Consider the following 24,871-nt stretch of genomic DNA (forward strand, 5'->3'; position numbering starts at 1 on the left):
AATGGCACTGCATTTCGAAAAGGCCGAGTTCGCAAGCCGGCTGGCACGCCTCACTGAGAAGATGAAGGAAGAAAAGCTCGATGCCCTGCTGCTCTTCGCCCAGGAAAGCATGTATTGGCTGACCGGCTATGACACCTTCGGCTACTGCTTTTTCCAGACGCTGGTCGTCAAGAGCGACGGCACGATGGCGCTGATCACCCGCTCGGCCGATCTCCGCCAGGCCAAACACACCTCGATCCTCGAAGACATCCACATCTGGGTCGACAGGGTCAATGCCGATCCGACGCTCGACCTGAAGAACCTCCTGGTCGAGATGGATCTGCTCGGCGCACGCATCGGCGTGGAATATGATACGCACGGCATGACCGGCCGCATCGCCCGCCTGCTCGACGCGCAGTTGACCACTTTCGGCCAGATCGTCGACGCCTCCTATCTCGTCAGCCGTCTTCGTCTCGTCAAGAGCCCGACGGAGGTCGCCTATGTCGAGCGCGCTGCCGCTCTCGCGGACGACGCGCTCGACGCCGCAATCCGGCTGACGAAACCGGGCGCCGACGAGGCCGATATCCTCGCCGCCATGCAGGGTGCGGTCTTTTCCGGCGGCGGCGATTATCCCGCCAACGAGTTCATCATCGGCTCCGCTGCCGACGCCCTGCTCTGCCGCTACAAGGCCGGCCGCCGCAAGCTCGACGCCAACGACCAGCTGACGCTGGAATGGGCCGGCACCTATGCGCATTATCATGCCGCCATGATGCGCACGATCGTCATCGGCGAGCCGATGCAACGCCATCGCGAGCTCTACAATGCGTGCCGCGAAACCATTGAGGCGATCGAGACCGTGCTGAAGCCCGGCCACACCTTCGGCGACGTCTTCGACATCCATGCCAGGATCATGGACGAGCGCGGCCTTGCCCGGCACCGGCTGAATGCTTGCGGTTATTCGCTCGGCGCCCGCTTCTCGCCCTCCTGGATGGAGCACCAGATGTTCCATGTCGGCAATCCGCAGCCGATCGAGCCGAACATGTCGCTCTTCGTGCACATGATCATTGCCGATTCCGATACCGGCACGGCAATGACGCTCGGACAGACCTACCTGACGACGGCGGATGCGCCGCGCACACTTTCCCGTCATTCGCTCGATTTCATCGGCCTTTGAAGACCGGGACTGACCGGTGAGAATCCGGAATTGACAGAGGACCATCCCCGCCCGCATAAATCCGGGCGGGCTGATACGATTGTGGGAAGGACGGATCACGGGATGACGCGAGCTGCGACTGTGCCCACGCTCCTGTTCGTCATGGCTCTGCTGACCGCCTGCAACACCACCGACGCGCTGACGCCGCAAGTCGGAATTGGCGAATCCTCCGGAACTCCGCCGTCAAGTCCGGTGACGCAGGGCGAGGCAGAACGTCTGGCCGGCACCCGCCAGCCGGTTTTTGCCGGGAGCACACAGCCGAGTGGCTATCATCCGGCCTATGATCAGTCGCAAAGAACCTATCGACCCGGCAGCGGCGCGCCCCCGACGACGATGCAGGAGCAGGCAGACGCGCTGTCGAGGAACGGCTCCTCGCCCGCCGCCTCCGCTCCGATCAAGGGACAGGCGCTGCCGCCGGCTGCCGCCGGCGCCGGATCGCCAACACAGCCCGGCCAGCGGCTTGACGCGCAGCTACCGCAGCAGACCGCCGCCCTCACCCCCGGGACATCATCCGCGCGCGGCTATACCGTGCGCTTCCTGCCGATCATCGGGGCGCCGGTGCAAGCCGTGACTCCGCTCTCGCGCCAGCTCGGCGCCGAGGCGCGCGCCCATGGCCTTTCCATCAAGAGCTCGAACGACACGAGCAGCGATTACATTCTCAAAGGTTATCTCTCTGCCTTCAGTGACGACGGCAAGGTCACCGTGGTCTACGTCTGGGACATTCTCGACGGTGGCGGCGCCCGCCTGCACCGCATCCAGGGGCAGGAAAGCGTACCGACGGCCGCCGCCGACCCTTGGGCGGGTGTCCCGGCTTCGGTGATGCAGCAGATCGGCTCGAAAACCATCGCGGAATTCACCTCCTGGCGGCAAACTCAGGGCGGTTAGCCACAAACTTTTTGCAAATATGAAAGTCTGTGGCGCCTTTGCCCTTGCATTCACTGGGAAGCTGACTAAAAAGCGCGGCTATCAGCGCATAACAGGCGGACCAAAATGAAGGTTTTCGCAGGCAATTCGAACCGGCAACTCGCCGAAGCGATCTGCAACTATCTCAATGTTCCTTTGGGAAGAGCCAGTGTCCGAAGGTTTGCCGACCAGGAAATCTTCGTGGAAATCCAGGAAAACGTGCGCGGCGAGGACGTTTTTCTCGTGCAGCCCACCGCCTTTCCCGCCAACGACCACCTGATGGAACTGCTGATCATGATCGACGCCATGCGTCGTTCGTCGGCACGCCGCATCACCGCAGTTCTTCCCTATTTCGGCTATGCCCGTCAGGACCGCCGCGCATCCGGCCGCACGCCGATCTCCGCCAAGCTGGTTGCCAACCTGATTACCGAAGCCGGGGCCGATCGCGTCATGACGCTCGATCTCCATGCCGGTCAGATCCAAGGCTTCTTCGATATACCGACGGACAACCTCTTCGCCCTGCCCGTGCTGACGCGCGACATCAAGAGCCATTATGACCTCAGCAATGTCATGGTCGTCTCGCCCGACGTCGGCGGCGTGGTGCGCGCCCGCGCGCTCGCCAAACGGCTGGACTGTCTTCTGGCCATCGTCGACAAGCGTCGCGATCGGCCAGGTGAATCCGAAGTCATGAACATCATCGGCGACGTCACCGGCAAGGACTGCCTGCTGATCGACGACATCGTCGATTCCGGCGGCACTCTCTGCAATGCGGCCGACGCACTGCTCGCCCAGGGTGCCTCCAGCGTCACCGCCTATATCACGCACGGCGTTCTCTCGGGCGGCGCGGTCACCCGCGTCACCTCCTCGAAGCTGCGTGAACTCGTCATCACCGATTCGATCCAGCCGACGACGGCGGTGCTTTCAGCGCACAATATCCGCGTCGTGACGGCGGCCCCGCTGATCGGCGAAGCCATCAGCCGCACGAGCCAGGAAGAGTCCGTCTCCAGCCTCTTCGATTAAAAAGCCTCCTCCGTCATGCCGAGCCTTGTGCCGAGCATCTGACCTCTGCAATTCCTTAGCAGGAAAGCATTATTTTCAGATATTTAATCGGCCGGCGCAGATCCCCGGTACAAGGCCGAGGATGGCGTCACGGCTTTTGCAGTGGTTTGTCAGCAGCCTGAAGGCCGGCACAAGCCGGCCTCTTTCTTGTTCAATTCCAATCGAGAACGTTCAAGGCTGCTGCGGCGGCGCAGGGACTCCGTCCTGACCTTGATCCGGTTCCTGCTGCTCGTCCGGCTCCAGCCCCTGATCCTGGTCCTGATCCGGACCATCCGGTCCCTTGATCTGCTGGCCATTGACCGCCACGGAACCGTCGCGGCTGATGCTGACGTCCCAGCGCGAACGGCCATCCGGATCGGTCTTGGCAAAGCCCTTCACCATCATGATGCCGAAGGAGACCTGGTTGAGGTCGGGGTCCGTCTTGGCAAGCTCCTGAACCGCCGCGATCGTCTTGTCGAGATCGCGGGCAAGGATCGTCGCTTCCATCGAATAGTCCTTCTCGGTATCGACGCGACCTTCGATCCTGCCGGTTATATCGACGTCATAGACCTGCGATTTGGCACTGATCTTCGGAAACTCGACGGCAAGCCGGCCATCGCGGAAGAGCTTCTTCGCCATCTCCTCGCCGGTCTTCTCGGACGCCGAATCTTTGAAATCCATCGCCATGAGGGCGTCGCCGAAGCTTGCGAAATCCAGATTCGGAAGCGCGAGCTGGAAATCGAAGTTGCTCGGCATGAAGGCCGAATAGTTTGCCGGCATCAGCGGCGTGTCGAGGCTGATCTCCTGCGCATTCATGCCCAAGCCGAAACGCATGGCGTCACTCGGCCCGTCGATGGCGAGGTTGTAGCCGAATGCCTTGGCGCCGCCGTTGCCCATCTCGCTGCTGACGGTCAGGTCGTTGACCCCGATCGTCTCGCTGAACAAGGTCAGAAGCGGGAAGGCTTCCTTCACTATTCCCTTTATCTTGTCGCTGTTTTCCGGGCTCAATTCCTTCTCATCGACATGGTCAAGCACGAAGAAGACCATCTCGCGAATCTGCTTGGCCGGCAGGCCATTCACCTTGGCCTCGACATTGATCGAGCCGGCACGAAGTTCGATGGGCGGCATTTTCAGGCCGGAAACCTGCTCGACGAAATCGGACATCGAGCCGCTGCCGGCGAAATCGATACGTCCATGGCCGCCTGCGCTGTCGGTCGAACTCAGCTTCTGATCCATGCTGGCGATGCTGGCATGGACCTCCTCCGTTTCGGTCTTACTGGCCACCTTGATGTCTTTGGCCGCGAAGGTGCCGGAGCGCAGATAGCTGATCGCCGGGTCGAAGACGCCGGAATAAACAAGCGACGCGATAGAATAGGTGAAATCCGTCGGCTTCTGGTCTGGACCCTTGAAATGGCCCGAGACGTTGAGCCTGTTGTCGCCTTCGATGTTCCAGAGGCCACTGTCGAGCGGCGTGGCGAACATCGAGAACGGTGTCAACCCTGTGATCGTAAACGTCGCCGGATCCGCCTTGGCAAGCAGCTTCGCCAGATCGTAGATGACCTCATAGCGTGCGCCGGCCGGATTGACGGTGATGAAGCCGCTTTTTGCCAAATCCTGCGGAAGCAGCTTCGTCAGGGTCTCCTTGACCGCGTTGGCGCCCTCCTGGTTGATCTCCGCGCCCTCGGCCCCGGTGAAAAGGCAAAGGGCAAGCATACTCGTTGCCGTGACAAGTTTGAGACGCATGGTCTGGTTTTCTCCTCAGCCACTTTTTGATTGCGGCCATCCAAAGATGCGAAGCGCGGCAATGTCAAGCCAAGTGGCGATAAGCACTGGCAATTTTGCGTTTGACCAGGTGCAGATCGCGAGTGATTTCAACAAGGTTCTCGCATTGGGATGGGTGCGGATGCAATCTGGGCGAGTTCGCTCTCTCCGATGATGAAGCGCCCCGGCGAAAGCCCCTCCATCGCCGAAAAACCGGCGCAATCGGCAACTTGCGTTTCCGGGCGACTTATACTATAGGCCACCGGTCCGCGTAGACACCCTTGGAGGCAACGCGGATGAGGATGGGAAAACCCGCCTCCGGTTTGACGGAACTAGGCTTTTGCCTGCCGCCGAACTCTCCAAATAACCTCGAAAGGAATAGCCATGAGCCAGGAAACTTACGAGCTCAAGGCCGAGGCGCGCGAACGGGTTGGTAAGGGGTCCGCCCGTGAACTTCGCCGCAACGGTTTGATTCCCGCTGTCATCTATGGTGACAAGCAGGCCCCCATTGCCATCGCTCTCAACACCAATGAGGTGACGAAGCGCATTCACGCCGGTGGCTTCATGACCACCGTGGCGACCATCGAAGTCGACGGCAAGAAGTACAAGGTTCTGCCGAAGGACTACCAGCTCGATCCGGTCCGCGACTTCACGCTGCATGTCGATTTCCTGCGCGTCTCCGGCAACACCCAGGTGACCGTCGAAATCCCGGTTCACTTCATCAATGAAGCGAAGTCTCCGGGCCTCAAGGTCGGCGGCGTTCTGAACATCGTCCGCCACGCAGTTGAAGTTCACTGCCCGGCCGATGCGATCCCGGAATTCTTCAACATCGACCTCAGCGGCAAGAAGATCGGCGACAGCATCCATATTTCGGAAGTCACGCTGCCGAAGGGCGTCAGCCCGGTCATCGACCGCGACTTCACGATCGCGACCATCGTCGCTCCGGCTGCCGGCGTCGATGAGAGCGCCGCGGAAGCTGAAGGCGAAGCCGAAGCCTGATCGCTTCGACCAGTTGCAAAGCATATGGCCCGCCTTCCCCGGTGAAGTGGCTCCCGAAAGTCGTCATCCAGCTTTCGAGAACCAGTTCACGGGGAAGGCGGGCTTTTCATTGCCTGCCAAGCCTCCGTTTCAGCAACATTTAACATATTCATGAAAGCATGGGCCGTCAGCTGCGAAGAAGCCGGCCTGAACGCGCGACAGCAAATATGCCGGCCTGGGGGAGTAGACGGAACCATGAACAATTCCGTTGAGAACAGGTTTTTTGGGATTGTTTGCGGAGCGCTGCTTGTTTTTGTCGCTCCGCTTTTTGTTCTTTTCCTTTTTCTTTCCTCGGAACGCGCCGATAAAGAAATACGCGACCATATCTCTGTTCTTCTTGTCGCCAATGCTCAAGCCCTGGCAAAACCGCTCTGGGACCTCGATGAGGAAAGCGTCACCCAGATCAGCGCGACGGTCGTTTCCCAGGGCGCCATCGTCAAGGTCGAGGTGCGGGATCAGTCGGGTCAGCTCGACGTCAGCCAATCCACCATTCCGCGTTCCTTTGACGGCAAGCTCGTGCAGGTGTCGCGTGCCATCATCTACAACACCGTCGACGGTCCGAAGAACCTCGGCAGCATCAGCGTCTATTATCCCGCCCTCGGGCTGTTTTCCGGTCTGAAGCAGGAAGAGGTCGTCTTCATTTCGATCTTCATCTTCGCGGTTCTGACCGTTTTCGGCACAGCGTTGATCGGCAACCGGTTCTTCGTCATCCAGCCGCTGATGCGTCTGACGGCGGCAATCGAGGCCACCCGGCAGCTCGGCTCGCGCCATCATGTCGACTGGCAGTCGAACGACGAGATGGGACGGCTTGCCCACAGCTTCAACGAGATGCAAACCAAGCTGGAAAGCGAGGAGAAGGAGCTGAAGCTCGCCCATCGCCGCGCCACCGACATCTACAATCTGACGCCCGCCATGCTCTTCTCGCTCGATGAGGAAGACCGCATCACTGCCGTCAGCGACTATTGGCTGCTCGCCACCGGTTATAGTCGCGCGGACGTCATTGGCCGCAATTTTGCAGATCTGGTCACGCCGAACAGCCGCAATAAATTCGTCAAGCGCCGCTACGCTGAAAACGGCATGACGGTCACCGTCAAATTTGTCTGCCGCGACGGCCGCACCATGGACGTCCTCATCATGGAATCGGAAGCGGCCGCCGGCGCTCACGATCGCCTCTCGCTGTCCGTCATGACGGATGTGACCGAGCTCAAGGCTTCGGAGGACCGCAACCATCGCCAGGCAATCACCGACCATCTGACCGGGCTTCTCAACCGCCAAGGCTTCGAGGCGGTGCTTGATAACAAGATCGCTGCCGCAGACGCCGCCGGCCAGGAACTCGCCTGCCTCTTCGTCGATCTCGACCGCTTCAAGTGGATCAACGACAATATGGGGCACGCTGCCGGCGACACGGCGCTGATCGAACTCGTCGAGCGCCTGAAGACCCATCTTGCCCCCTCCGACGAGGCGGCCCGTCTCGGCGGCGACGAGTTCGCTATCCTGCTGCCTGCGAAGGACGCCGAAACGCGCGCAAAGGCGATGTGCGAGCAGATCGCCTCAATCTTCGAAACGCCATTTGCCCCGGACATGCATCTGAGCGCGTCCATCGGCATCGCCATCTACCCACATCACGCCGCGACCGCGGCCGAGCTGCTGCAGAAATCCGACATGGCGATGTATGCGAAGAAACGGGACGGCAAGAACGGCGCACAGCTCTTCGACAAAGCCATGCTCGACCGCGCCCGCAGCCGCGCCGAAATCGAGGGCAATATCGAAGCCGGCCTCGTCGACAATTGGTTTGAAGCCTTCCTGCAGCCGATCGTCAATCTCAACCGCCGCGGCATTGCCGGTTTCGAGGCGCTGATGCGCCTTAACCATCCGCAGAAAGGTCTGATGCCGCCAGCCGAAATTATCAGCGTCGCCGAGGAGACGGGCAAGATCGTCCGCGTCGGCAACGTCATCATGGAAAAGGCGATTTCCAATCTCGCGAAAATCTCTCGCATATCGGGGATGCAGGATACCTACCTGGCCATCAACTTCTCGCCGCTGCAGTTCGAGCCGGCACTGCCGGCCCGTCTAGCCGCGATCGTCGGTCGCCACGGCATCCGCCCCGAGCGCATCGTGGTCGAGATCACGGAAGCCGTGCTGATGCACGACAACCCGCAGATTCGCATGATCGTCACCGAGCTTCGCCGCTTCGGCTGCCGCATCGCGCTCGACGATTTCGGCACCGGCTACTCGTCGCTCAGCTACCTCAACCGTTTCCCTGTCGATATCATCAAGATCGACCAGTCCTTCACCCGCGCGATCAACGACAGCGATGACGACGTCCGCCAGAAGAGCCGCATGCTGATCGAAGGCATCACCACCTTGTCCCACAAGATGAACTGCACCGTCATCGCCGAGGGCATCGAGACGGAAGAGGAATGCCGCACGCTTCACCAGATGGGTCTGGACTATGGCCAGGGCTATCTCTTCCATCGTCCACAGCACGCAGCCGCACTCATCGAGGAACTGATGGCCCCGCAATCAGCCGTCGCACGCGCCTCGTAAACGAAGAACGAAGGAGACGAGACGATGAAAAAGCTCCTGCTTCTCGCATGGCTGGCGCTGCCTTGCGCCGCCCACGCACAGACGGTTGCTTTCACGACCGAGGATTACGCCCCCTTCAACTATCGCGAAGGCAAAGAGATCAAAGGCGCGACGGTCGAGCAGGTCGAAAAGGTGATGGCCGCGATCGGCGTCGACTATACGATCGAAGTCATGCCTTGGGCGCGTGCTTTCGGCCTTGCCCGCACTGCGCCGATGACATGTGTTTTCGCCACCGCCCACAATAGCGCGCGCGATCCGCTGTTCAAATGGGTCGAGCCGCTGCTCATCGACCGCAACATCCTGATCACCCGCAAGGGTTCGGGCGTCACCGCCAGCAATCTCGAAGAAGCAAAGAAATATACGATCGGCACCCAGCGCGAGGACTACACCGAGACGATCCTGAAGGAGAAGGGTTTCACCAAGCTGGACGTCGCCAGTGACTTCAACGCCACGCTGCGCAAGCTGCTCAGCGGTCGCATCGACATGATGCCGATCTCCGAACTCTATTTCGAAAAGCTGAAGGCCGATCAGCCGGTGGAGATCGTAACCGTGCTCTCCTCCCAGCCCATGGGCATCGCCTGCGAGAAGAGTTTTCCCGACGATCTGCTCGCCAAGATGCAGGCTGCCCTCGACAAACTGATTGCTGATGGCAACCAGAAGCAGATCTTCCTGAAATACGGCATGAACCTTTCGGAATGATGCTGCCGCCGAGCTCGCCGTTTCCGCTTGACTTTACTGTCGTTTCCGGGTGGTGAACGTCGAGAAACGCCCAAGCGAGGATGACAGGCCATGCTGATCATTGCAGGTCTCGGCAATCCCGGCAGCAAATACGCCGGTAACCGCCACAATATCGGCTTCATGGCCGTCGACGCCATTCATCGGCGCCACAGCTTTTCTCCCTGGTCAAAGAAGTTCAAGGCCGAGATCGCCGAGGGAGAACTTGGCGGCGACAAGGTCCTGCTGATCAAGCCGCAGACCTACATGAACCTCTCCGGCGAGGCCGTCGGCGAGGCGATGCGCTTTTATAAGCTCCAGCCCACCGAGCTCGTCGCGATCTATGACGAACTCGACCTGCCCCCTGGCAAGGCGCGGCTGAAAACCGGCGGTGGCCATGGCGGCCACAACGGCATCAGGTCGCTGGACGCCCATTGCGGCAAGGAATACCGGCGGCTGCGCCTCGGCATCGGCCATCCCGGCGTCAAGGAGATGGTGCAGAACCACGTGCTCGGCGATTTCGCCAAGGCCGACAGGGCGTGGCTGGAGCCGCTTCTCGAAACGCTGGCCGACAATGCCGACATGCTGGTGCGAAACGAGGATTCACAGCTGATGAACAAGATCGCCCTGGCGTTGGGTGGCAAGGCCGAGGAAGAGAAGCCGCGAAAGGAAAGCAAGGATAGCGACAAGAAGCCGGCCGGCCAGTCGCATATCCGCCAGGCCCGCAACAGCAATCAGCCGAAGCTGCCGACCAGCGGCCCGATGGCAGAGATGCTGAAAAAGATGTTCGGCAACAAGGGGGAATGAGGCCGGTGCCAGACCGGGATTTTACCATCCGCAGTGCCGCTCCCGACGATCTCAAGGGGCTGACCGTCCTCTACCGGCATCTGAATCCGACCGATCCCATTCTCGACGGGACCATGGCCGAGGAGCGCTTTTCCGCCATTCTCGCCCAGCCCGGCATGACCGTATTCATCGGCTTTGCCGGCCCTCACGCCGCCGCCACCGTCACGCTGATCATCGTGCCGAACTTGACGCGCGGCGGCGCCTCTTATGCGCTGATCGAAAACGTCGTCACCCACGCCGAGCACCGCCGGCGCGGCTATGCCGGCGCCGTGGTCGGCCATGCGGTGAATGAGGCCTGGAAGGCCGGCTGCTATAAGGTGATGTTGCTCACCGGCTCGAAGAACCCGGCGACGCTGCGGTTCTACGAAAATTGCGGCTTCCTGCAGGACAAGACCGGCTATCAGATCCGCCGGCCGTGAGCTGAAAGGCTATTCTTCGGGCTCTGTGGTGAACATCAGCGGGAAACCCATCTCTTTGGCAAGGTCGATACCCTCCTTGGCCTTGGTCTCGGCAATGTCCTTGGCGCAGACCACGACCACGCAGGAGCCGAGCTTGTGCGCCGTCATCATCACTCGGTAACCCGTCTCCTCGCTCATACGGAAGACGACCTTCAGGATCACAATGACGAATTCGCGCGGCGTGTAATCGTCGTTGACAAGAATGACCTTGTAGAGCTTCGGCTTGTCCAGCTTCGGCTTCACCTTGGTCTTCGGTTTCAGGGCAACGTCATTGTCAGTCATCGGAAAATCCACCCGTTGATGACATGAAAAGGCGGAAGAAACATCCGCCGGACTATATTGCATCGTCAGCACGGCAGTTCAATGACGGATATCACTCCGACGAGAGCAGCAGGCAGGCTCGCCCGGCGCTTTCGACGATGGCGGCAGCCTTCCTGTCGAAGGTCGCGAATACTTCCCCGCCAAGCCTGCGGCCTTCGAAGACAATGACGCCATCGGCGAAATCACCGCCGGCATCGAGGAAGGACAATCCAGCCTCGACAGCTGCTCTGTCGTAGACGACCTTCCTGTCGGTTATCAGCAGCCGGATGGTCGCAGCGATCTCGGAGGCGCTTTTACGATAAATCCGGCCGACGACCCAGACGAACTCGCAGAGCGTCAGGTTGGAGACGAACAGCCGTTCAGCCTCGCGCATCAATATCCTTGCACGTTCCGTTTGCTTCGGATCGTCATCGACGGCCGCCCGCACGAGCACGTTCGTATCAACGATCATCAGCGATGCCGACCTCGCCAGCCCAGCCCGCCTTTATGGCCTCATCGATCTCCCTGAGCGTCGCATGAATATTGCCCTTGTTCTCGAGACTTCCGAAGAAATTCTCGATGGAACCGCTGGCCGGCTGCGTTTTGACCGCAACGACCTCAAGCTTGCCACCAGGCAGGAGATCAACGTCGATTTTGTCGCCGGGCTTGATCCCGAGGTGCCGAAGCACTTCTTTTCTCAAGGTGACCTGTCCTTTTGCCGTCACTGTCAGGGTTGCCATGTCAGCTGTATCCTTTCCGCCAAAAGGTAAGGCTAAACCGCCTTACCTTCAAGCCGGCTGGCCTTGCTTTTTCGATTCGTGCCGCAAACCCTTGACCCGAGCCGGCCATTCCCGCATAGGCAGGGCAAAGTTACCAATAGATATGGATCAAGCCATGGGCTTCAAATGCGGCATCGTCGGTCTGCCGAACGTCGGCAAATCGACCCTCTTCAATGCGCTCACCAAGACGGCGGCTGCACAGGCGGCGAACTACCCCTTCTGCACCATCGAGCCGAACACCGGCGAAGTCGCCGTGCCCGATCCGCGCATGCGCAAGCTGGCCGACATCGCCAAATCCAAGGAACTGATCCCGACCCGCATTTCTTTCGTCGATATCGCCGGCCTGGTGCGCGGTGCCTCGAAGGGTGAAGGCCTCGGCAACCAGTTCCTCGCCAATATCCGCGAAGTCGATGCGATCGTGCATGTGCTGCGCTGCTTCGAAGACAGCGACATCACCCATGTCGAGGGCCGCATCAATCCGGTCGCCGATGCCGAGACGATCGAGACCGAGCTGATGCTCGCCGATCTCGAGAGCCTGGAGCGTCGAACCGAGCAGACGCGCAAGCGCGCCACCGGCAAGGACAAGGAGTCGATGGCGATGCTGCCGATCATGGAAGCCTCGCTGAAGCTACTCAACGAAGGCAAGCCGGTGCGCACGCTGCTGTCGAAGCTCGATGCCGAGGAGATCGCCATCCTCAAGGGGCTCAACCTTCTCACCTCGCATCCGGTGCTCTATGTCTGCAACGTCGCCGAAGGCGATGCCTCGACCGGCAACGAATTCACCGCCGCCGTCGCCGCCATGGCGAAGGAGCAGGGCGCCGAAACCGTCATTATCTCGGCGGCGATCGAAGCTGAGGTCGCCCAGCTTGCCGAAGAGGAAGCCAAGGAATTCCTCTCTGCCCTCGGCCTTGACGAGGCGGGCCTGGACCGGCTGATCCGCGCCGGCTACAAGCTGCTCGACCTCATCACCTATTTCACCGTCGGCCCGAAGGAAACGCGCGCTTGGACGATCGAGCGCGGCACCAAGGCGCCGCAGGCCGCCGGCGTCATCCACTCGGATTTCGAACGCGGTTTCATCCGTGCCAACACCATCGCCTACGACGATTACATCAAGTACAACGGCGAAGTTGGCGCCAAGGATGCCGGCAAGGCGCGCGACGAAGGCAAAGAATACGTCGTCCAGGACGGCGACGTCATCCACTTCCGTTTCAATACCTGATAAAATAGCTGCCGCCTTAACCCGGCGGCAGCCTGTTTGCGATTGCCGGCGGCAGTGCCCTGAGCACCAGCCGCCGAAGCGGCATCCAACCCGTTCCGATAATGAGCACGATCGCGCCGACAACGATCAGCGTCGTGAAGATGTAGGTATCGACGGTCGCATTTCCCTTGCGAACGACGCTGAAGATCGCAACGCCGGAGAGACAGCAGCCCCGACGTGACGAAGGCGCGACGATCGATGACCAGGCCGATCAGCATCAGCGCCGCCACGGTCGCGACGACCACGGGAGTCCGGGCCGACATGTTCGCCGGATCGAAGATACGGCCGGCTTCCCCGAACGACAGTAGGGAGACGGCACTGTAGAGCAGCGCCGGCGCTGCGCCGAGATGCAGCCAGAAGGCGATATCCGAACGCGTCGTCCGTCGCAGCCGGTCGCCCAGATCGAAATATAGCGCCGTCGCGAACAGGCCGAGCGCGTAGACGAAAGCGACCGCGGCCAGCACGCCAAGATGATCGAAAAACGTGGGATTGCCGCTTAGCCATTGCACCAGGCGCAAAAGCAGCGTGAGCACCAAGGCAAGCGTCGACATGATAGTGAGCGCCAGCGACAGGGGCACGCGATAACGGGCATAATAGACGCCGAGCAGGATCGGAAAGCCGGCGACGAACTGGGTCAGATCCGCCTCGATTTCGGAGGTCCATGGCGTGAAGACGCGGGACATCAGCAAAAATGTCCAGCAGAACAGCGCGATTGTCAGGCTGACAGCCGGCAAGGCGAGCCGCTGGCGGCGCACCAGGATTTCCGAAAGCACGATGATAGCGACCGGCACGGCGTAAAGCGGCGCTAGGCCCCAGAGGCCGACGAGCGCGACGATAACACCGATGGTGATCAGCACGTCGTGAAAGCCGCGCACGAAGCGCGGCGTCTCGGTGTCCGACCAGGCCCGCTCCTCGGCTGCGACTGCCTTCTGCGTCTCAACAACAGACACGCCACGCTCGGTCAGAAACGGCAGAAGCCGCCCGCCCGCTTCCGACGAAATCAGCCCCTGGCGCGCCGCCTCGTCTAGTATCGACCTCAGTTCCGTCATACCGGTTTATCTCCCGGGAATCATTGAGCCCGCGCAGATGCTATTGTAAGCACTAGAGCATGATGCCGAAAAGTGTAAGCGGTTTTCGGACGACATCATGCTCTAACTCTTTAATGTAGAACAGGATTCACATTTTAGGCCGACCGGCCTAAAAACATCCTGTTCTAGGCGCTTGATATGGCGGAGGAGAGAATGCCGGCAGAAAAGCTGTCTTTCGAGGATTTTGAACCCGGCCGCCGTTTCGCCCTCGGCCCGAAACTGGTGCTCACCGAAGAAATCATCGAGTTCGCCAGCGAATTCGACCCGCAGCCGATGCATCTCGACGAAGCCGCCGGTCGCGCCAGCATCCTCGGCGGGCTTGCCGCCTCCGGCTGGCATACCTCTGCAATGCTCATGCGCATGATGGCAGACAGCTACGTGCTGGACGCACTTTGCGAGGGTGCGCCGGGCATCGATCTGATGGAATGGCGAAAGCCGGTGCTTGCAGGCGATACGCTGCAGGGCCATTCGACCGTTCTCGAAGCCCGGCCGATGCGCTCGCGCCCCGGCATGGGCATCGTCAAATTCCGCCACGCGGTGGAAAACCAGCGCGGCGAACTCGTCTGCCTCTCGGAGAATTCCGTGATGATCCGCATGCGCCCCATTCCGGAGGATGCTAACCTGAGCTCGGAGCCGTCAGCATGAGAATGTCCGAGCTTTACGCCGTCGGTCAGAAAGCCGAGATCGGCACCTACACCTTCACCGAGGAAAACATCATCCACTTCGCAACCCGCCACGATCCGCAGCGTTTTCACGTCGACAAGGAAGCCGCGAAAGACACGCTCTTTGGCGGGCTTTGCGCCTCGGGCTGGCACACCACGGCCGCCTGGATGCGGACCTTCCTCGCCTTCTGGGAAAGGCAGCGCGTCGCACTCGCCGAGGAGGGCCTGACGGCGCCGAACCTCGGCCCCTCACCCGGCTTTCAGAAGCTGCAATGGCTGCGGCCGGTCTTTGCGGGTGACGTCGTGACCTATTCCGTCGCCCTGCTCTCCAGCCGACCGCTCGCATCACGGCCGGGCTGGCATCTCAACACCATCCTCTGCGAGGGCGTCAATCAGAACGGCGATCCCGTCATGCGCTTTGAAAGCGGTGTGCTGGAATTCGACTGACGCCGCCGCAATACGGGCTCAATGCCCGGAGAATTCGACCAGCGTGTGTACGACGACGCCGAGTTCTTCCAGCTTCCTGCGGCCGCCAAGGTCGGGCAGGTCGATGACGAAGCAGGCGCCGATCACCTCCGCGCCGATCTGGCGCAGAAGCTGCGTCGCGCCCACGGCCGTGCCGCCGGTGGCGATGAGATCGTCGACCAGGATCACCTTCTCGCCGGGCTGGACCGCATCACGATGCATCTCCATTTCATCGACGCCATATTCCAGGCTGTAGGCGATGCGCACGGTGTCGTGCGGCAACTTGCCCTTCTTGCGGATCGGCACGAAGCCCGAGGAAAGCTGATGCGCCACCGCACCGCCGAGAATGAAGCCGCGCGCCTCCATGCCGGCGATCTTGTCGACCTTCGTGCCGGCGTAGGGTTGCACCAACTCGTCGACCGCCCGGCGGAAAGCACGAGGGTTGCCGAGCAGCGTGGTGATGTCGCGGAAGATGATGCCGGGATTGGGATAGTCGGGGATGGAGCGAATGCTGGCTGCGAGCTCCGAAATTGTATTGCCCATGGAACGTCCGTATCTGCGAGCGTATAAAATCGGCCGCACCCTATCAATTGCCGAGGGTGGAACCAACAAAAAAGGCGGCTCGCAAGCCGCCTTTTCGAATTCAGGCACGGAACGCTTAATGTTCCTTGTTGGCGTAAACCGAGCGCTTCGTCAGGTAGATCAGCACGGTAAAGATCGCCAGGAACACCATCACCATGAAGCCGGTGCGCTTGCGCTCCTCGAGATGCGGTTCGGCGGCCCACATCAGGAAGGCGGAAACGTCCTTGGCGTATTGGTCGACGGTCGCCGGCGCGCCGTCGTCATAGGTTACCTGGCCGTCGGAAAGCGGCTTCGGCATAGCGAGAACGGCGGCAGCATGGAAATACGGGTTATAATGCGCGCCCTGCGCCACCTGGAAGCCGGCTGGCGGCTCTTCATAGCCGGTCAGCAGCGAGTAGATGTAGTCCGGGCCGCTTTCCTGATACTGCGTAAAGATGTCGAAGACGAATTGCGGGAAGCCGCGCTCGACTTCACGGGCCTTGGCGATCAGCGAAAAATCGGGCGGAGCCGCACCGTTGTTGGACGCAGCCGCGGCTTCAGCATTGGCGAAGGGCGATGGGAAATGATCCGAAGGGACTGCCTTGCGGGTGAACATTTCGCCGGCCGAGTCCGGCCCGTCCTGAACTTCGTAATTGGCAGCGAATGCCTTCACCTGTGCCTCGGAATAACCGAGTTCGTCGAGCGTGCGGAAAGGCACGAGGCTCATCGAATGGCAGGCAGAACAGACTTCCGTGTAGACCTTGAGGCCGCGCTGGAGCTGAGCCTTGTCGTAGTGGCCGAAGGGGCCGGCAAAGCTCCATTCCTGCTCCTTTGGCTCCTTTAGCGGATAGTGCGGCGTCGCGCCTTCCTCGTGATGCGCGGGAGCTGCACCATTCGCGGGCGTCGCTTCCTCGGCGAAAGCGGCGCTGCCAAGGAGAGCGGCGACGGCAAGCGGCAGAATGCTTGCAACAAGCGTTTTCATAGTTCTATTCCCTTCCGTCGCTCGCTTACGCATTGGCCGCCGCGGCGGCGCCAGTGGTCTTGTTGCGCTTTTCAAGCACCGCCTCAGTGATCGAGTTCGGGATGCGGCGCGGCGTTTCCACCAGACCCAGAACTGGCATCGCGACCAGGAAGAAGGCGAAGTAGAGAAGCGTGCAGATCTGCGACACGATGACGTAGCTGCCTTCCGCCGGCTGCGAACCGAGCCAGCCTAGGATGATCGCGTTGAGCACGAACAGCCAGAAGAACAGCTTGTACCAGGGACGGTAGACCGCCGAGCGGACCTTCGAGGTGTCAAGCCACGGCAGGAAGAAGAGCACGATGATCGCGCCGAACATCACGAGCACGCCGCCGAGTTTGGAGTCGATCGGGCCGATGTTGAAGGTGATCGAACGCAACATCGCGTAGAACGGCAGGAAGTACCATTCAGGAACGATGTGGGCGGGCGTCTTCAACGGATCGGCCGGGATGTAGTTATCGGCGTGACCGAGGAAGTTCGGCAGGTAGAAGACGAAATAGGCGTAAACGAGCAGGAAGACGGAGACGCCGAGGGCATCCTTCATCGTTGCATAGGGCGTGAAACGCACGGTGTCGGTCTTCGTCTTGACCTCGACGCCAGTCGGGTTGGTCTGGCCGGTCACATGCAGCGCCCAGATATGCAGGACGACGACGCCTGCAATCATGAAAGGCAGCAGGTAGTGCAGCGAGAAGAAGCGGTTCAGCGTCGGCTGATCGACGGCAAAGCCGCCGAGCAGGAACTGCTGCACCCATTCGCCGACCAGCGGGAAGGCCGAAAAGAAGCCGGTGATGACGGTCGCGCCCCAGAAAGACATCTGCCCCCAGGGCAGGACGTAGCCCATGAAGCCCGTCGCCATCATCAGCAGGTAGATGACCACGCCGAGGATCCAGAGGATTTCGCGCGGCGCCTTGTAGGAGCCATAGTAGAGGCCCCGGGCAATGTGCAGGTAGACGGCGACGAAGAAGAAGGAGGCGCCGTTGGCATGCAGGTAACGCAGCAGCCAGCCGTGGTTGACGTCGCGCATGATCTTTTCAACGGAGTTGAAAGCGATCGTCGTGTCGGCGGCATAGTGCATGGCGAGCACGACACCCGTCAGGATCTGCACGATCAGCATGACGGAAAGCATCGCGCCGAAGGTATAGGCATAGTTCAGGTTTCTGGGAACCGGATATGCCACGAAGCTGTCATAGACCATGCGCGGCAGCGGCAGGCGCGCATCGACCCATTTTTCGAAGCCGGTTGATGGTTCGTAGCTGGAATGGCCACTCATAAATCAGTCTCCCCTCAACCGATCTTGATTTTGGTATCGGACACAAATGAAAAGGTCGGAATCGCCAGGTTCTGCGGCGCAGGGCCTTTGCGAATGCGGCCGGCCGTGTCGTAGACCGAGCCATGGCAGGGACAGAACCAACCATTGTACTCACCGGCCTGACCGAGCGGAACGCAACCGAGATGGGTGCACGTGCCGATCATGACGATCCAGTTTTCCTTGTCCTTGCCGCCCGAACGGTCAACACCGGTTGCCTGCGCTTCAGGCGGAAGGTTCGCGTTGCGTGCGATCGGATCCTTGAGATCCGCCAGCGGAACATCGGCAGCCGCCTTCACTTCCTCCGGCGTGCGGTTGCGGATGAAGATCGGCTTGCCGCGCCACTTGACCGTCAGTGACATGCCGGGCTCGAGGCTCGCAACGTCGACTTCGATGGAGGCAAGCGCCAGCGTCGACGCATCCGGACGCATCTGGTCGATGAACGGCCATGCGACAGCAACGGCGCCGACAGCGCCCGCCATACCAGTGGTGAGATAAAGGAAATCACGGCGAGTGGGCTCTGCTGAAGCCTCGCTTGTCGTTACGTGTTCGCTCACGGCTTAACCATCCTCTGCGCAGTTATCGCGGAATTCCGCCCCGCCCCCTCTGCTGGCGAATCGATCTGGACACATTTCGGCCATAGATTCCCCGGCAATCCGGCGCGTTCTAAGCTTGATCGCAAATTATGTCCAGCCTTGACAGGGGGATGAGGGCACAATGTCGCGGGAAATTTCAGATGAATTTTTTACGGCAAACACCCGCTTGCCCGTATGTTGCATTGCAACAAAAAAGCGACCGTGTTAGGCGCAACCGCAACGATGCCAGCCAGCCGGACCCGAGCGGATGAGAGACACGATCTTTTGCGTAGTGAGCGTTCTCACAACCCTCGTCCTCGCCATTATCTCGCTGCGCTATGTCAAAGATTTCTATCTGCTTTCTCTCTTTTACAGCTTCCAGATCCATCTGGCCGCGGCCGCAGCAGTGGCCTCCGGCATAGCCCTCCTCTTTAAGCGGCATTGGTACGCGTTGCTGACACTCGGCGCATCGATGGTTCTCGTTGTCCACGGGATCGTCATGACGCGTGAATTCGTCGAGCCTGCGGTAGACGAGAGCCGTCCTGCTCTCTTCAAGCTGATGTCCTTCAATATAGAGAACGACAATTTCGCAAATGGCGCTGATATTGCCGACATGGCGATCGGCTCGGGCGCCGATGTCGTCAACATCCTCGAGGCCGAACCGGTATTGTCCGAATTGCCGCGACTGCTGAAGACCTACCCCTATTACGTCGGCTGCGGCGTCGGCATGGAGCAATGCGATACGCTCGTCCTGTCGAAGCGCCCGCTGATCGAGCCTCGCATCCGCAGCCTCGGCCTGCTGTGGCGCAACCGGCTGACGATCTCGACGATCGATTTCGACGGCCAGAAGATCAACTTCCTCGCCGCGCACCTGACCAAACCGTATTATGACGAATTCCACGGGCTGGAAGTCGAAGATCTCGCCGAGATTATCCCTTCGCTGCCGGGACCGCTCGTGCTTGCCGGTGATTTCAATACGTCGATTCTGGCGCCGGATGTGCAGTATCTCATGCGCAGCCAGGGCTTGGGCACAGCATCGTTGGAGCCTGCGACATGGCCGATCGCCGCCGGCCCCTTCGGCATTTCGATCGATCACGTCTTCAGCAAAGCGCCCCTGCGGCTGAAATCGGTCCGCCGCATCGAGAACAATTTCGGATCAAACCATTTTGGCCTCATGGCAGAATTCGTCCTCGATCCGTGAGCCTGCATCCTCGTCGGTCGCGAGGAAGCCGCCGGATTGACGAGCCCAAAGCTCGGCATAGAGGCCGCCGCGGCGAAGCAGCTCGTCGTGGCTGCCCTCCTCGATGATCCGGCCGAGGTCGACGACAATCAGCCGGTCGAGCGCGGCGATCGTCGACAGCCGATGGGCGATGGCGAGCACCGTCTTGCCCTCCATGATGCGATGGAGGTTGGACTGGATCGCTTCCTCCACTTCGGAATCGAGCGCCGACGTCGCTTCATCGAGAACCAGTATAGGCGCGTCCTTCAGCATGACCCGTGCAATAGCAATGCGCTGCCGCTGCCCGCCCGACAGTTTGACGCCGCGTTCGCCGACATGCGCATCGAAACCTCTACGGCCCTGCTGATCCTGCAGGCGGGCGATGAAGTCGAAGGCTTCGGCGCGCCGGGCCGCCTCAATCAGCCGCTCCTCGCCGGCATCCGGCCGTCCGAAGAGTATATTGTCGCGCACGGAACGATGCAGCAGCGACGTATCCTGGCTGACGACGCCGATCCGCATCCTGAGCGATTCCTGTGTCACCGCCGATATATCCTGACCATCGACCAAGATACGGCCATCTTGGATGTCATAGAGACGCAGCAGCAGGTTCATCAGTGTTGATTTGCCGGCGCCCGAACGCCCGACGATCCCGACCTTCTCGCCCGGGCGGATGGTCAGGGAGAAATTCTCGACGACGGGCTGCTGACCCTTGCCGTAGCGAAAGGAGACATTCTCGAAGCAAATGCCGGGATGGCGGATCACCAGGCTCTTCGCATCGGGCCGATCGACGAGCCCGAGCGGTTGTGAAATCAGTTCCGCGGAGTTCTGGATGGTGCCGAGATTGCGCATGATGCCGTTGAACTGCGTCATCAGCCTGCCGAGCAGGAAATTCAGCCGGAGCACCAGCGCCAGCGAAAATGCCACCGCGCCGGAAGTGATCAAGCCGCGCAGCCAGAGATCGACGCTCAAGCCCGCCATCGTCACGATCATCAGGCCGGAGAGCAGGGCCATGGAGGCCCGCACGCCAGTGATGAACCGCGTGAAGCGCAGCACCGTGTCCTGATAGATATCGAAACCTTGGCGCATGTAGCGATCGCTCTCTTCATCGCGTGCGAACAGCTTCAGCGTCTGCATATTGCTGTAGGAGTCGACCATCCGGCCGTTCAGCATCGACCCGGCCTCCGCCGTTTCGCGGGAGTGATGGCGGATCCGCGGGACGAAGTGGCGGGCAAGCAGGCTGAAGGCGCCAAGCCAGAACAGCACGACGGCGGCGAGTGTAAAGTCCAGCCTGGCGACGAGCACGAGCGTCGTTACCGCATAAATTCCGACAAACCAGACGCTTTCCATCAGAGACGTGACGAGATCGCCGGTTGCCTGGCCGGCAGACCAGACCTTGGTGACGATACGCCCGGAGAAATCGCTCTGAAAGAACGACAATGATTGCCTTGAGACGTGGAGATAAGATTGCCAACGTGCTAAATTGTAGAAGCCCGGCGTGATCACCTGCTGATCGACGAGGGCAATCAGGAAGGCGACGACGAAGCGCACGAGCCCGATGAGAGCGAGCATGCCGAACAGCTCGCCGCCATGGGCCGCGATAAGACCGCTCCAGCCGGCGCCCGGCGTAATACTAGCGAGAATATCGACGAGGCGTCCGACGAACCAGAAGAGCGCAGCCTCGATTGCCGCCGACGTGCCGCCGAGAATGAGCATGGCGATGAACGGCATCTTCGCCTGGCCGATGTAGAACCAGATGAAACCGATCGTCGCGCGTGGCGGCTGCAAGTCGACGCGCGGACGGAACGGATCGATCCAGGTTTCGAACAGGCGGAAGACGGGTCGCAGAAACATGGAAGCGATATAGGCGGATTGAGGGGAGCGGCAAAGGGAATGGAAAGCGGACGCAACCTAATATTTTGGTAATAAACGATAACATCGGCGGCATCGCCATTGATTGCCCCCGAACCCGTCGCAATCTGACGCTAGAATCGCGCTTCACCGGAGAGAAGGTCATGGAAACGAAAATGCTCAATGCGCATATTCCGCTTCCGCTTGCAGAAAGGTTGGATGCCCTGGCTCTCGACCTGGCGCTGCCGCGCGACGAGATCGTCATCGAGGCTATCGCCGCCTGGCTCGACAGCGAGGAACGCCGCCGCATCGTGGCACTGCGCACGATCGCAGCCGCCAACACCATCGTTGTCGTCGAACAGGACCGCGTGATCGACTGGGCCGACAGTCTTTGAATGGGATAATGTGGTGACTGTTTTGCTTTGGACGATTACAGACGTTTCTTGAGCATTTGCGAAGTAACATTCTGTCCACGCCGAAAAACGCCCAGAACCGTCACCTGTTCGCCTTCGACAATGAAGGCAATGGACGCGGTGCGACGATAGCCGATGATGCGCAGGCCAGGCACTGGACCGGGCCGCACGGTTCCTCGCGCTGGAAACGTCGCCATGCCATCGATGAGGTCATAGAGCCCGTCAACATAGTTACGGGCCGAGGCGATTCCGGCTCGGTCTCGAATGGTCTCATAGATAAAATGGATCTCGGCTTGGGCCAGCTCGTGCAGGTGGACGTAGTAGTTCATCCTTTATTTGGCTTTCGCCAAATCATCCTGATATTTCTGCTCGAAACGGGCGCGAGCCTCTGCCAGCGGTATCGCTTTTGATGGATCGCGTTTTAGCTCGGCGTAACGACCGGGAAGCTCGTCCTGTATCCAGCGATCGAGACCGTCTTCAAACTCTTGCAACATTTCCAGACCCGCGTGAATGACTTCGTTGCGGTCATGATAGCGGCCGGATTCCAGCTGGCGTCTGATGAGTTGCTCGTCGTACTCGGATAGGGTTTCGCGGGGCATGATGATCTCCTTACGCTGATTATGGGAGCAACTCTGGTTTTTCGCAACGTTGATCGAAAGACTTGGCAAAGATGCGCTGGCTTTGATTCTCTGCAGATATGGTGCAGACAGGGATGCAGATGACCGCAGAAGAATGGGCGCCGTCACCGTCGAAAGACTGCTCGGCGGCATTCAGGACCCGCAGGCCAAGTTCCTCCCCGCTAGCGCTCCGAGAAATGGGAGAATTGCACCAGCACATCCTCCCCGCTTGCGCCGGGAGGGCTTTTATCATTCCGCTGCCTCTTCCGCCTCCTCGGCGTGATCGCAGAGGAAGCCGCCGGACTGGCGGTTCCAGAGGTCGGCATAGATGCCGCCGCTTTCGATCAGTTCGCCGTGCGAACCGGCCTCGACGATCCGGCCCTTGTCGAGCACGATCAACCGGTCCATCTCCGTCAGCGTCGAAAGCCGGTGGGCGATCGCGATCACAGTCTTGCCTTCCATCAGGGCGAAGAGGTTTTCCTGGATCGCCGCTTCGACTTCCGAATCGAGCGCCGAGGTCGCCTCGTCGAGCACCAGGATCGGCGCATCCTTCAGGAAGACGCGAGCGATCGCAATGCGTTGGCGCTGGCCGCCGGAGAGCTTGACGCCGCGTTCGCCGACCTGCGCGTCAAGCCCCTGGCGCCCCTGCATGTCGACGAGCCCTTCGATGAACTCCCAGGCATTGGCTCGCTTGGCGGCTTCGATCACCTCGGCGTCAGTCGCCTCCGGCCGGCCGTAGGCGATGTTGTCGCGGATCGAGCGATGCAGCAGCGACGTATCCTGTGTCACGACGCCGATCAGTGAACGCAGGCTCTCCTGCGAGACGCCTGATATATCCTGCCCGTCGATGGTGATGCGGCCGGCTTCCAGATCGTAGAAGCGTAAGAGCAGGTTCATCAGCGTCGTCTTGCCGGCGCCGGAACGACCGACCAGACCGACTTTCTCACCTGCCTTGATGTCGAGCGACAGATTGTCGATGACACCCTTGCCCTGGCCATAGTGGAAGCGGATGCGATCGTAATGGATCGCCCCCTTCTTCGCCGTCATGTCTGGCGCATTCGGCTTGTCGATGATGTCGTGCTGCTTGCTCATCATCTCCATGCCGTCATAGACGGTGCCGATATTCTCGAATAGCGCCGAGACTTCCCACATGATCCATTGCGACATGCCGTTGACGCGCATGGCAAGACCGATGGCGATAGCGATCGCGCCGACCGAGATCGCCCCATTCAGCCAAAACCAGATCGACAGGCCCGAGACGACGAAGAGCGCGACGCAGTTGTTCAGGTAGACGCTGATATGGAACAGCGTCACCTTGCGCATCTGCTTGTGCACGGTCTGCAGGAACTCGTCCATGCCCTGTTTGGCATAGATCTCCTCACGTCCCGCATGCGAGAACAGCTTGACGGTGGCGATGTTCGTATAGCTGTCGACTACGCGGCCCGTCATCATCGAACGCGCATCCGCCTGCTGGGCCGCGATCTTACGAAGCCGCGGCACGAAGTACGACACGATGCTGATATAGATGGCGAGCCAGATGAGGATCGGGATCATCAGCCGCCAGTCGGCAGCGGCAATCACGATGATCATCGTCAGGAAATAGCTGACGACATAGACGAAGACGTCGAGGATCTTCATGACAGTTTCGCGCACGGCAAGGGAGGTCTGCATCACCTTGGTCGCGACGCGCCCGGCAAACTCATCGGCGAAGAATGTCATGCTGTGGCGCAGCAGGAAGCGGTGCATCTGCCAGCGCGCCATCATCGGATAGTTGCCGAGCAGCATCTGGTGCATGATGAGGGAATCGAGCCCGGCCGCCAGCGGCAAGCCGACCAGCACCAGCGCCGCCATCCAGAACAGCTTGTGGCCTTCCGTCTGCAGGAAGGTGGCGCGGTCGGCATTGGTCAGCCAGTCGACGATGTCGCCGAGGAACTGGAAGAGCGCCACTTCGCCAACGGCAATCGACGCCGTCAGTAGGGCCATCAGGCCGAGCCACGGCGCTGCCGGTTTGCTGTAATGCCAGCAGAAGGCAAAGAGACCTTTCGGCGGCGCGACGGGCTCCTCGCTCGGAAAGGGATTGAGTCGCTGTTCGAACCAGCCAAACATGAAATTGCTCCGAAACATCAGCATTCCGGCTCCCGGCTTCGCGCCATCCCGGCGCTATGCAAGCACATATGGGAACCGGACGTTCAAGGGGCGAGGCTGAAACAGCCGCACGATCGATCA

General features: G+C 60.4%; 25 protein-coding genes and 1 pseudogene. 13 read left to right on the forward strand and 13 right to left on the reverse strand.

Annotated features, from left to right (window positions below; genetic code table 11):
* Position 1: 1 nt before the first annotated feature.
* From AC13QO_RS01805 to AC13QO_RS01815, 3 genes are all read left to right on the forward strand, one after another.
* Entirely contained in the window at positions 2-1,153 is a 1,152-nt protein-coding gene (locus AC13QO_RS01805; protein WP_097596943.1) for a M24 family metallopeptidase, read from the forward strand.
* Between the two features lie 102 nt (positions 1,154-1,255).
* Positions 1,256-2,077, forward strand: coding sequence for a hypothetical protein (locus AC13QO_RS01810; RefSeq protein WP_488539759.1), 822 nt, complete (start codon positions 1,256-1,258; stop codon positions 2,075-2,077).
* A 105-nt stretch (positions 2,078-2,182) separates the two neighbouring features.
* Positions 2,183-3,115 carry a ribose-phosphate pyrophosphokinase gene (locus AC13QO_RS01815; protein WP_488539760.1) on the forward strand — a complete coding sequence of 311 codons (933 nt, stop codon included), beginning with the start codon at positions 2,183-2,185 and terminating at the stop codon, positions 3,113-3,115.
* A gap of 210 nt (positions 3,116-3,325) precedes the next feature.
* On the opposite strand, the gene AC13QO_RS01820 is transcribed toward AC13QO_RS01815, so the two are convergent.
* Positions 3,326-4,876, reverse strand: coding sequence for a hypothetical protein (locus AC13QO_RS01820; RefSeq protein WP_488539761.1), 1,551 nt, complete (start codon positions 4,874-4,876; stop codon positions 3,326-3,328).
* A gap of 402 nt (positions 4,877-5,278) precedes the next feature.
* Between AC13QO_RS01820 and AC13QO_RS01825 the strand changes: the two genes are divergently transcribed.
* The 5 genes from AC13QO_RS01825 (at position 5,279) to AC13QO_RS01845 (ending at position 10,497) form a co-directional block, all read left to right on the forward strand.
* The gene (locus AC13QO_RS01825; RefSeq protein ID WP_488539762.1) at positions 5,279-5,893 is read left to right on the forward strand and encodes a 50S ribosomal protein L25/general stress protein Ctc; all 615 of its coding nucleotides are present in this window, start codon (positions 5,279-5,281) and stop codon (positions 5,891-5,893) included.
* Between the two features lie 234 nt (positions 5,894-6,127).
* The gene (locus AC13QO_RS01830; protein WP_488539763.1) at positions 6,128-8,479 is read left to right on the forward strand and encodes an EAL domain-containing protein; all 2,352 of its coding nucleotides are present in this window, start codon (positions 6,128-6,130) and stop codon (positions 8,477-8,479) included.
* Between the two features lie 24 nt (positions 8,480-8,503).
* Entirely contained in the window at positions 8,504-9,217 is a 714-nt protein-coding gene (locus AC13QO_RS01835; protein WP_085778909.1) for a substrate-binding periplasmic protein, read from the forward strand.
* A 90-nt stretch (positions 9,218-9,307) separates the two neighbouring features.
* Positions 9,308-10,039 carry an aminoacyl-tRNA hydrolase gene (gene pth, locus AC13QO_RS01840; protein WP_488539764.1) on the forward strand — a complete coding sequence of 244 codons (732 nt, stop codon included), beginning with the start codon at positions 9,308-9,310 and terminating at the stop codon, positions 10,037-10,039.
* Complete coding sequence (locus AC13QO_RS01845; protein WP_488539765.1) at positions 10,036-10,497, forward strand: GNAT family N-acetyltransferase; 462 nt, start codon at positions 10,036-10,038, stop codon at positions 10,495-10,497. Before pth ends, AC13QO_RS01845 begins: the two co-directional genes overlap by 4 nt.
* A 9-nt stretch (positions 10,498-10,506) precedes the next feature.
* On the opposite strand, the gene clpS is transcribed toward AC13QO_RS01845, so the two are convergent.
* From clpS to AC13QO_RS01860, 3 genes are all read right to left on the reverse strand, one after another.
* Complete coding sequence (clpS, locus tag AC13QO_RS01850; RefSeq protein ID WP_085780144.1) at positions 10,507-10,818, reverse strand: ATP-dependent Clp protease adapter ClpS; 312 nt, start codon at positions 10,816-10,818, stop codon at positions 10,507-10,509.
* Between the two features lie 91 nt (positions 10,819-10,909).
* The gene (locus AC13QO_RS01855; protein ID WP_085778912.1) at positions 10,910-11,308 is read right to left on the reverse strand and encodes a type II toxin-antitoxin system VapC family toxin; all 399 of its coding nucleotides are present in this window, start codon (positions 11,306-11,308) and stop codon (positions 10,910-10,912) included.
* Positions 11,298-11,576 (reverse strand): AbrB/MazE/SpoVT family DNA-binding domain-containing protein, encoded by a 279-nt coding sequence (locus AC13QO_RS01860; protein WP_085778913.1) that lies wholly within the window; start codon positions 11,574-11,576, stop codon positions 11,298-11,300. Before AC13QO_RS01860 ends, AC13QO_RS01855 begins: the two co-directional genes overlap by 11 nt.
* 154 nt (positions 11,577-11,730) lie before the next feature.
* Between AC13QO_RS01860 and ychF the strand changes: the two genes are divergently transcribed.
* The gene (ychF, locus tag AC13QO_RS01865; RefSeq protein ID WP_020921909.1) at positions 11,731-12,834 is read left to right on the forward strand and encodes a redox-regulated ATPase YchF; all 1,104 of its coding nucleotides are present in this window, start codon (positions 11,731-11,733) and stop codon (positions 12,832-12,834) included.
* 16 nt (positions 12,835-12,850) lie between these two features.
* Here ychF and AC13QO_RS01870 read toward each other — a convergent pair.
* Positions 12,851-13,922: pseudogene (locus tag AC13QO_RS01870) on the reverse strand (hypothetical protein).
* A 192-nt stretch (positions 13,923-14,114) separates the two neighbouring features.
* Between AC13QO_RS01870 and AC13QO_RS01875 the strand changes: the two are divergent.
* Together AC13QO_RS01875 and AC13QO_RS01880 are read left to right on the forward strand one after the other, a co-directional pair.
* Positions 14,115-14,606 carry a MaoC family dehydratase gene (locus tag AC13QO_RS01875; protein ID WP_488539766.1) on the forward strand — a complete coding sequence of 164 codons (492 nt, stop codon included), beginning with the start codon at positions 14,115-14,117 and terminating at the stop codon, positions 14,604-14,606.
* On the forward strand, positions 14,603-15,070 hold the full coding sequence (locus AC13QO_RS01880) for a MaoC family dehydratase (protein WP_488539767.1): 468 nt from the start codon (positions 14,603-14,605) through the stop codon (positions 15,068-15,070). Before AC13QO_RS01875 ends, AC13QO_RS01880 begins: the two co-directional genes overlap by 4 nt.
* A gap of 18 nt (positions 15,071-15,088) precedes the next feature.
* On the opposite strand, the gene AC13QO_RS01885 is transcribed toward AC13QO_RS01880, so the two are convergent.
* The 4 genes from AC13QO_RS01885 to petA form a co-directional block, all read right to left on the reverse strand.
* On the reverse strand, positions 15,089-15,631 hold the full coding sequence (locus tag AC13QO_RS01885) for an adenine phosphoribosyltransferase (protein ID WP_488539768.1): 543 nt from the start codon (positions 15,629-15,631) through the stop codon (positions 15,089-15,091).
* A 115-nt stretch (positions 15,632-15,746) separates the two neighbouring features.
* Positions 15,747-16,631 carry a cytochrome c1 gene (locus tag AC13QO_RS01890; RefSeq protein ID WP_020921913.1) on the reverse strand — a complete coding sequence of 295 codons (885 nt, stop codon included), beginning with the start codon at positions 16,629-16,631 and terminating at the stop codon, positions 15,747-15,749.
* A gap of 25 nt (positions 16,632-16,656) precedes the next feature.
* Entirely contained in the window at positions 16,657-17,937 is a 1,281-nt protein-coding gene (locus tag AC13QO_RS01895; RefSeq protein WP_085778917.1) for a cytochrome b, read from the reverse strand.
* 14 nt (positions 17,938-17,951) lie between these two features.
* A complete protein-coding gene (gene petA, locus AC13QO_RS01900) occupies positions 17,952-18,530 on the reverse strand; it encodes a ubiquinol-cytochrome c reductase iron-sulfur subunit (RefSeq protein ID WP_011426278.1) in 579 nt (192 codons plus the stop codon).
* A 286-nt stretch (positions 18,531-18,816) separates the two neighbouring features.
* Here petA and AC13QO_RS01905 point away from each other — a divergent pair, with 286 nt between their 5' ends.
* Positions 18,817-19,749, forward strand: coding sequence for an endonuclease/exonuclease/phosphatase family protein (locus AC13QO_RS01905; protein ID WP_488539769.1), 933 nt, complete (start codon positions 18,817-18,819; stop codon positions 19,747-19,749).
* Here the strand turns inward: AC13QO_RS01905 and AC13QO_RS01910 are convergent.
* Positions 19,705-21,618, reverse strand: a complete 1,914-nt coding sequence (locus AC13QO_RS01910) for an ABC transporter ATP-binding protein (protein WP_488539770.1) — start codon at positions 21,616-21,618, stop codon at positions 19,705-19,707. The genes AC13QO_RS01905 and AC13QO_RS01910 overlap by 45 nt on opposite strands.
* 161 nt (positions 21,619-21,779) lie before the next feature.
* On the opposite strand from AC13QO_RS01910, the gene AC13QO_RS01915 reads away from it, so the two are divergent.
* On the forward strand, positions 21,780-22,010 hold the full coding sequence (locus AC13QO_RS01915) for a CopG family transcriptional regulator (RefSeq protein WP_085778920.1): 231 nt from the start codon (positions 21,780-21,782) through the stop codon (positions 22,008-22,010).
* A gap of 35 nt (positions 22,011-22,045) precedes the next feature.
* Here AC13QO_RS01915 and AC13QO_RS01920 read toward each other — a convergent pair whose 3' ends face one another.
* The 3 genes from AC13QO_RS01920 to AC13QO_RS01930 all read right to left on the reverse strand — a co-directional run bounded on the left by AC13QO_RS01920 (position 22,046) and on the right by AC13QO_RS01930 (position 24,751).
* On the reverse strand, positions 22,046-22,357 hold the full coding sequence (locus AC13QO_RS01920; protein ID WP_488539771.1) for a type II toxin-antitoxin system RelE/ParE family toxin: 312 nt from the start codon (positions 22,355-22,357) through the stop codon (positions 22,046-22,048).
* 3 nt (positions 22,358-22,360) lie between these two features.
* A complete protein-coding gene (locus AC13QO_RS01925) occupies positions 22,361-22,627 on the reverse strand; it encodes a ribbon-helix-helix domain-containing protein (RefSeq protein WP_488539772.1) in 267 nt (88 codons plus the stop codon).
* 267 nt (positions 22,628-22,894) lie between these two features.
* Positions 22,895-24,751 carry an ABC transporter ATP-binding protein gene (locus tag AC13QO_RS01930; RefSeq protein ID WP_488539773.1) on the reverse strand — a complete coding sequence of 619 codons (1,857 nt, stop codon included), beginning with the start codon at positions 24,749-24,751 and terminating at the stop codon, positions 22,895-22,897.
* Positions 24,752-24,871: the final 120 nt, after the last annotated feature.

The organism is Rhizobium sp. CNPSo 3670, assembly GCF_057784555.1.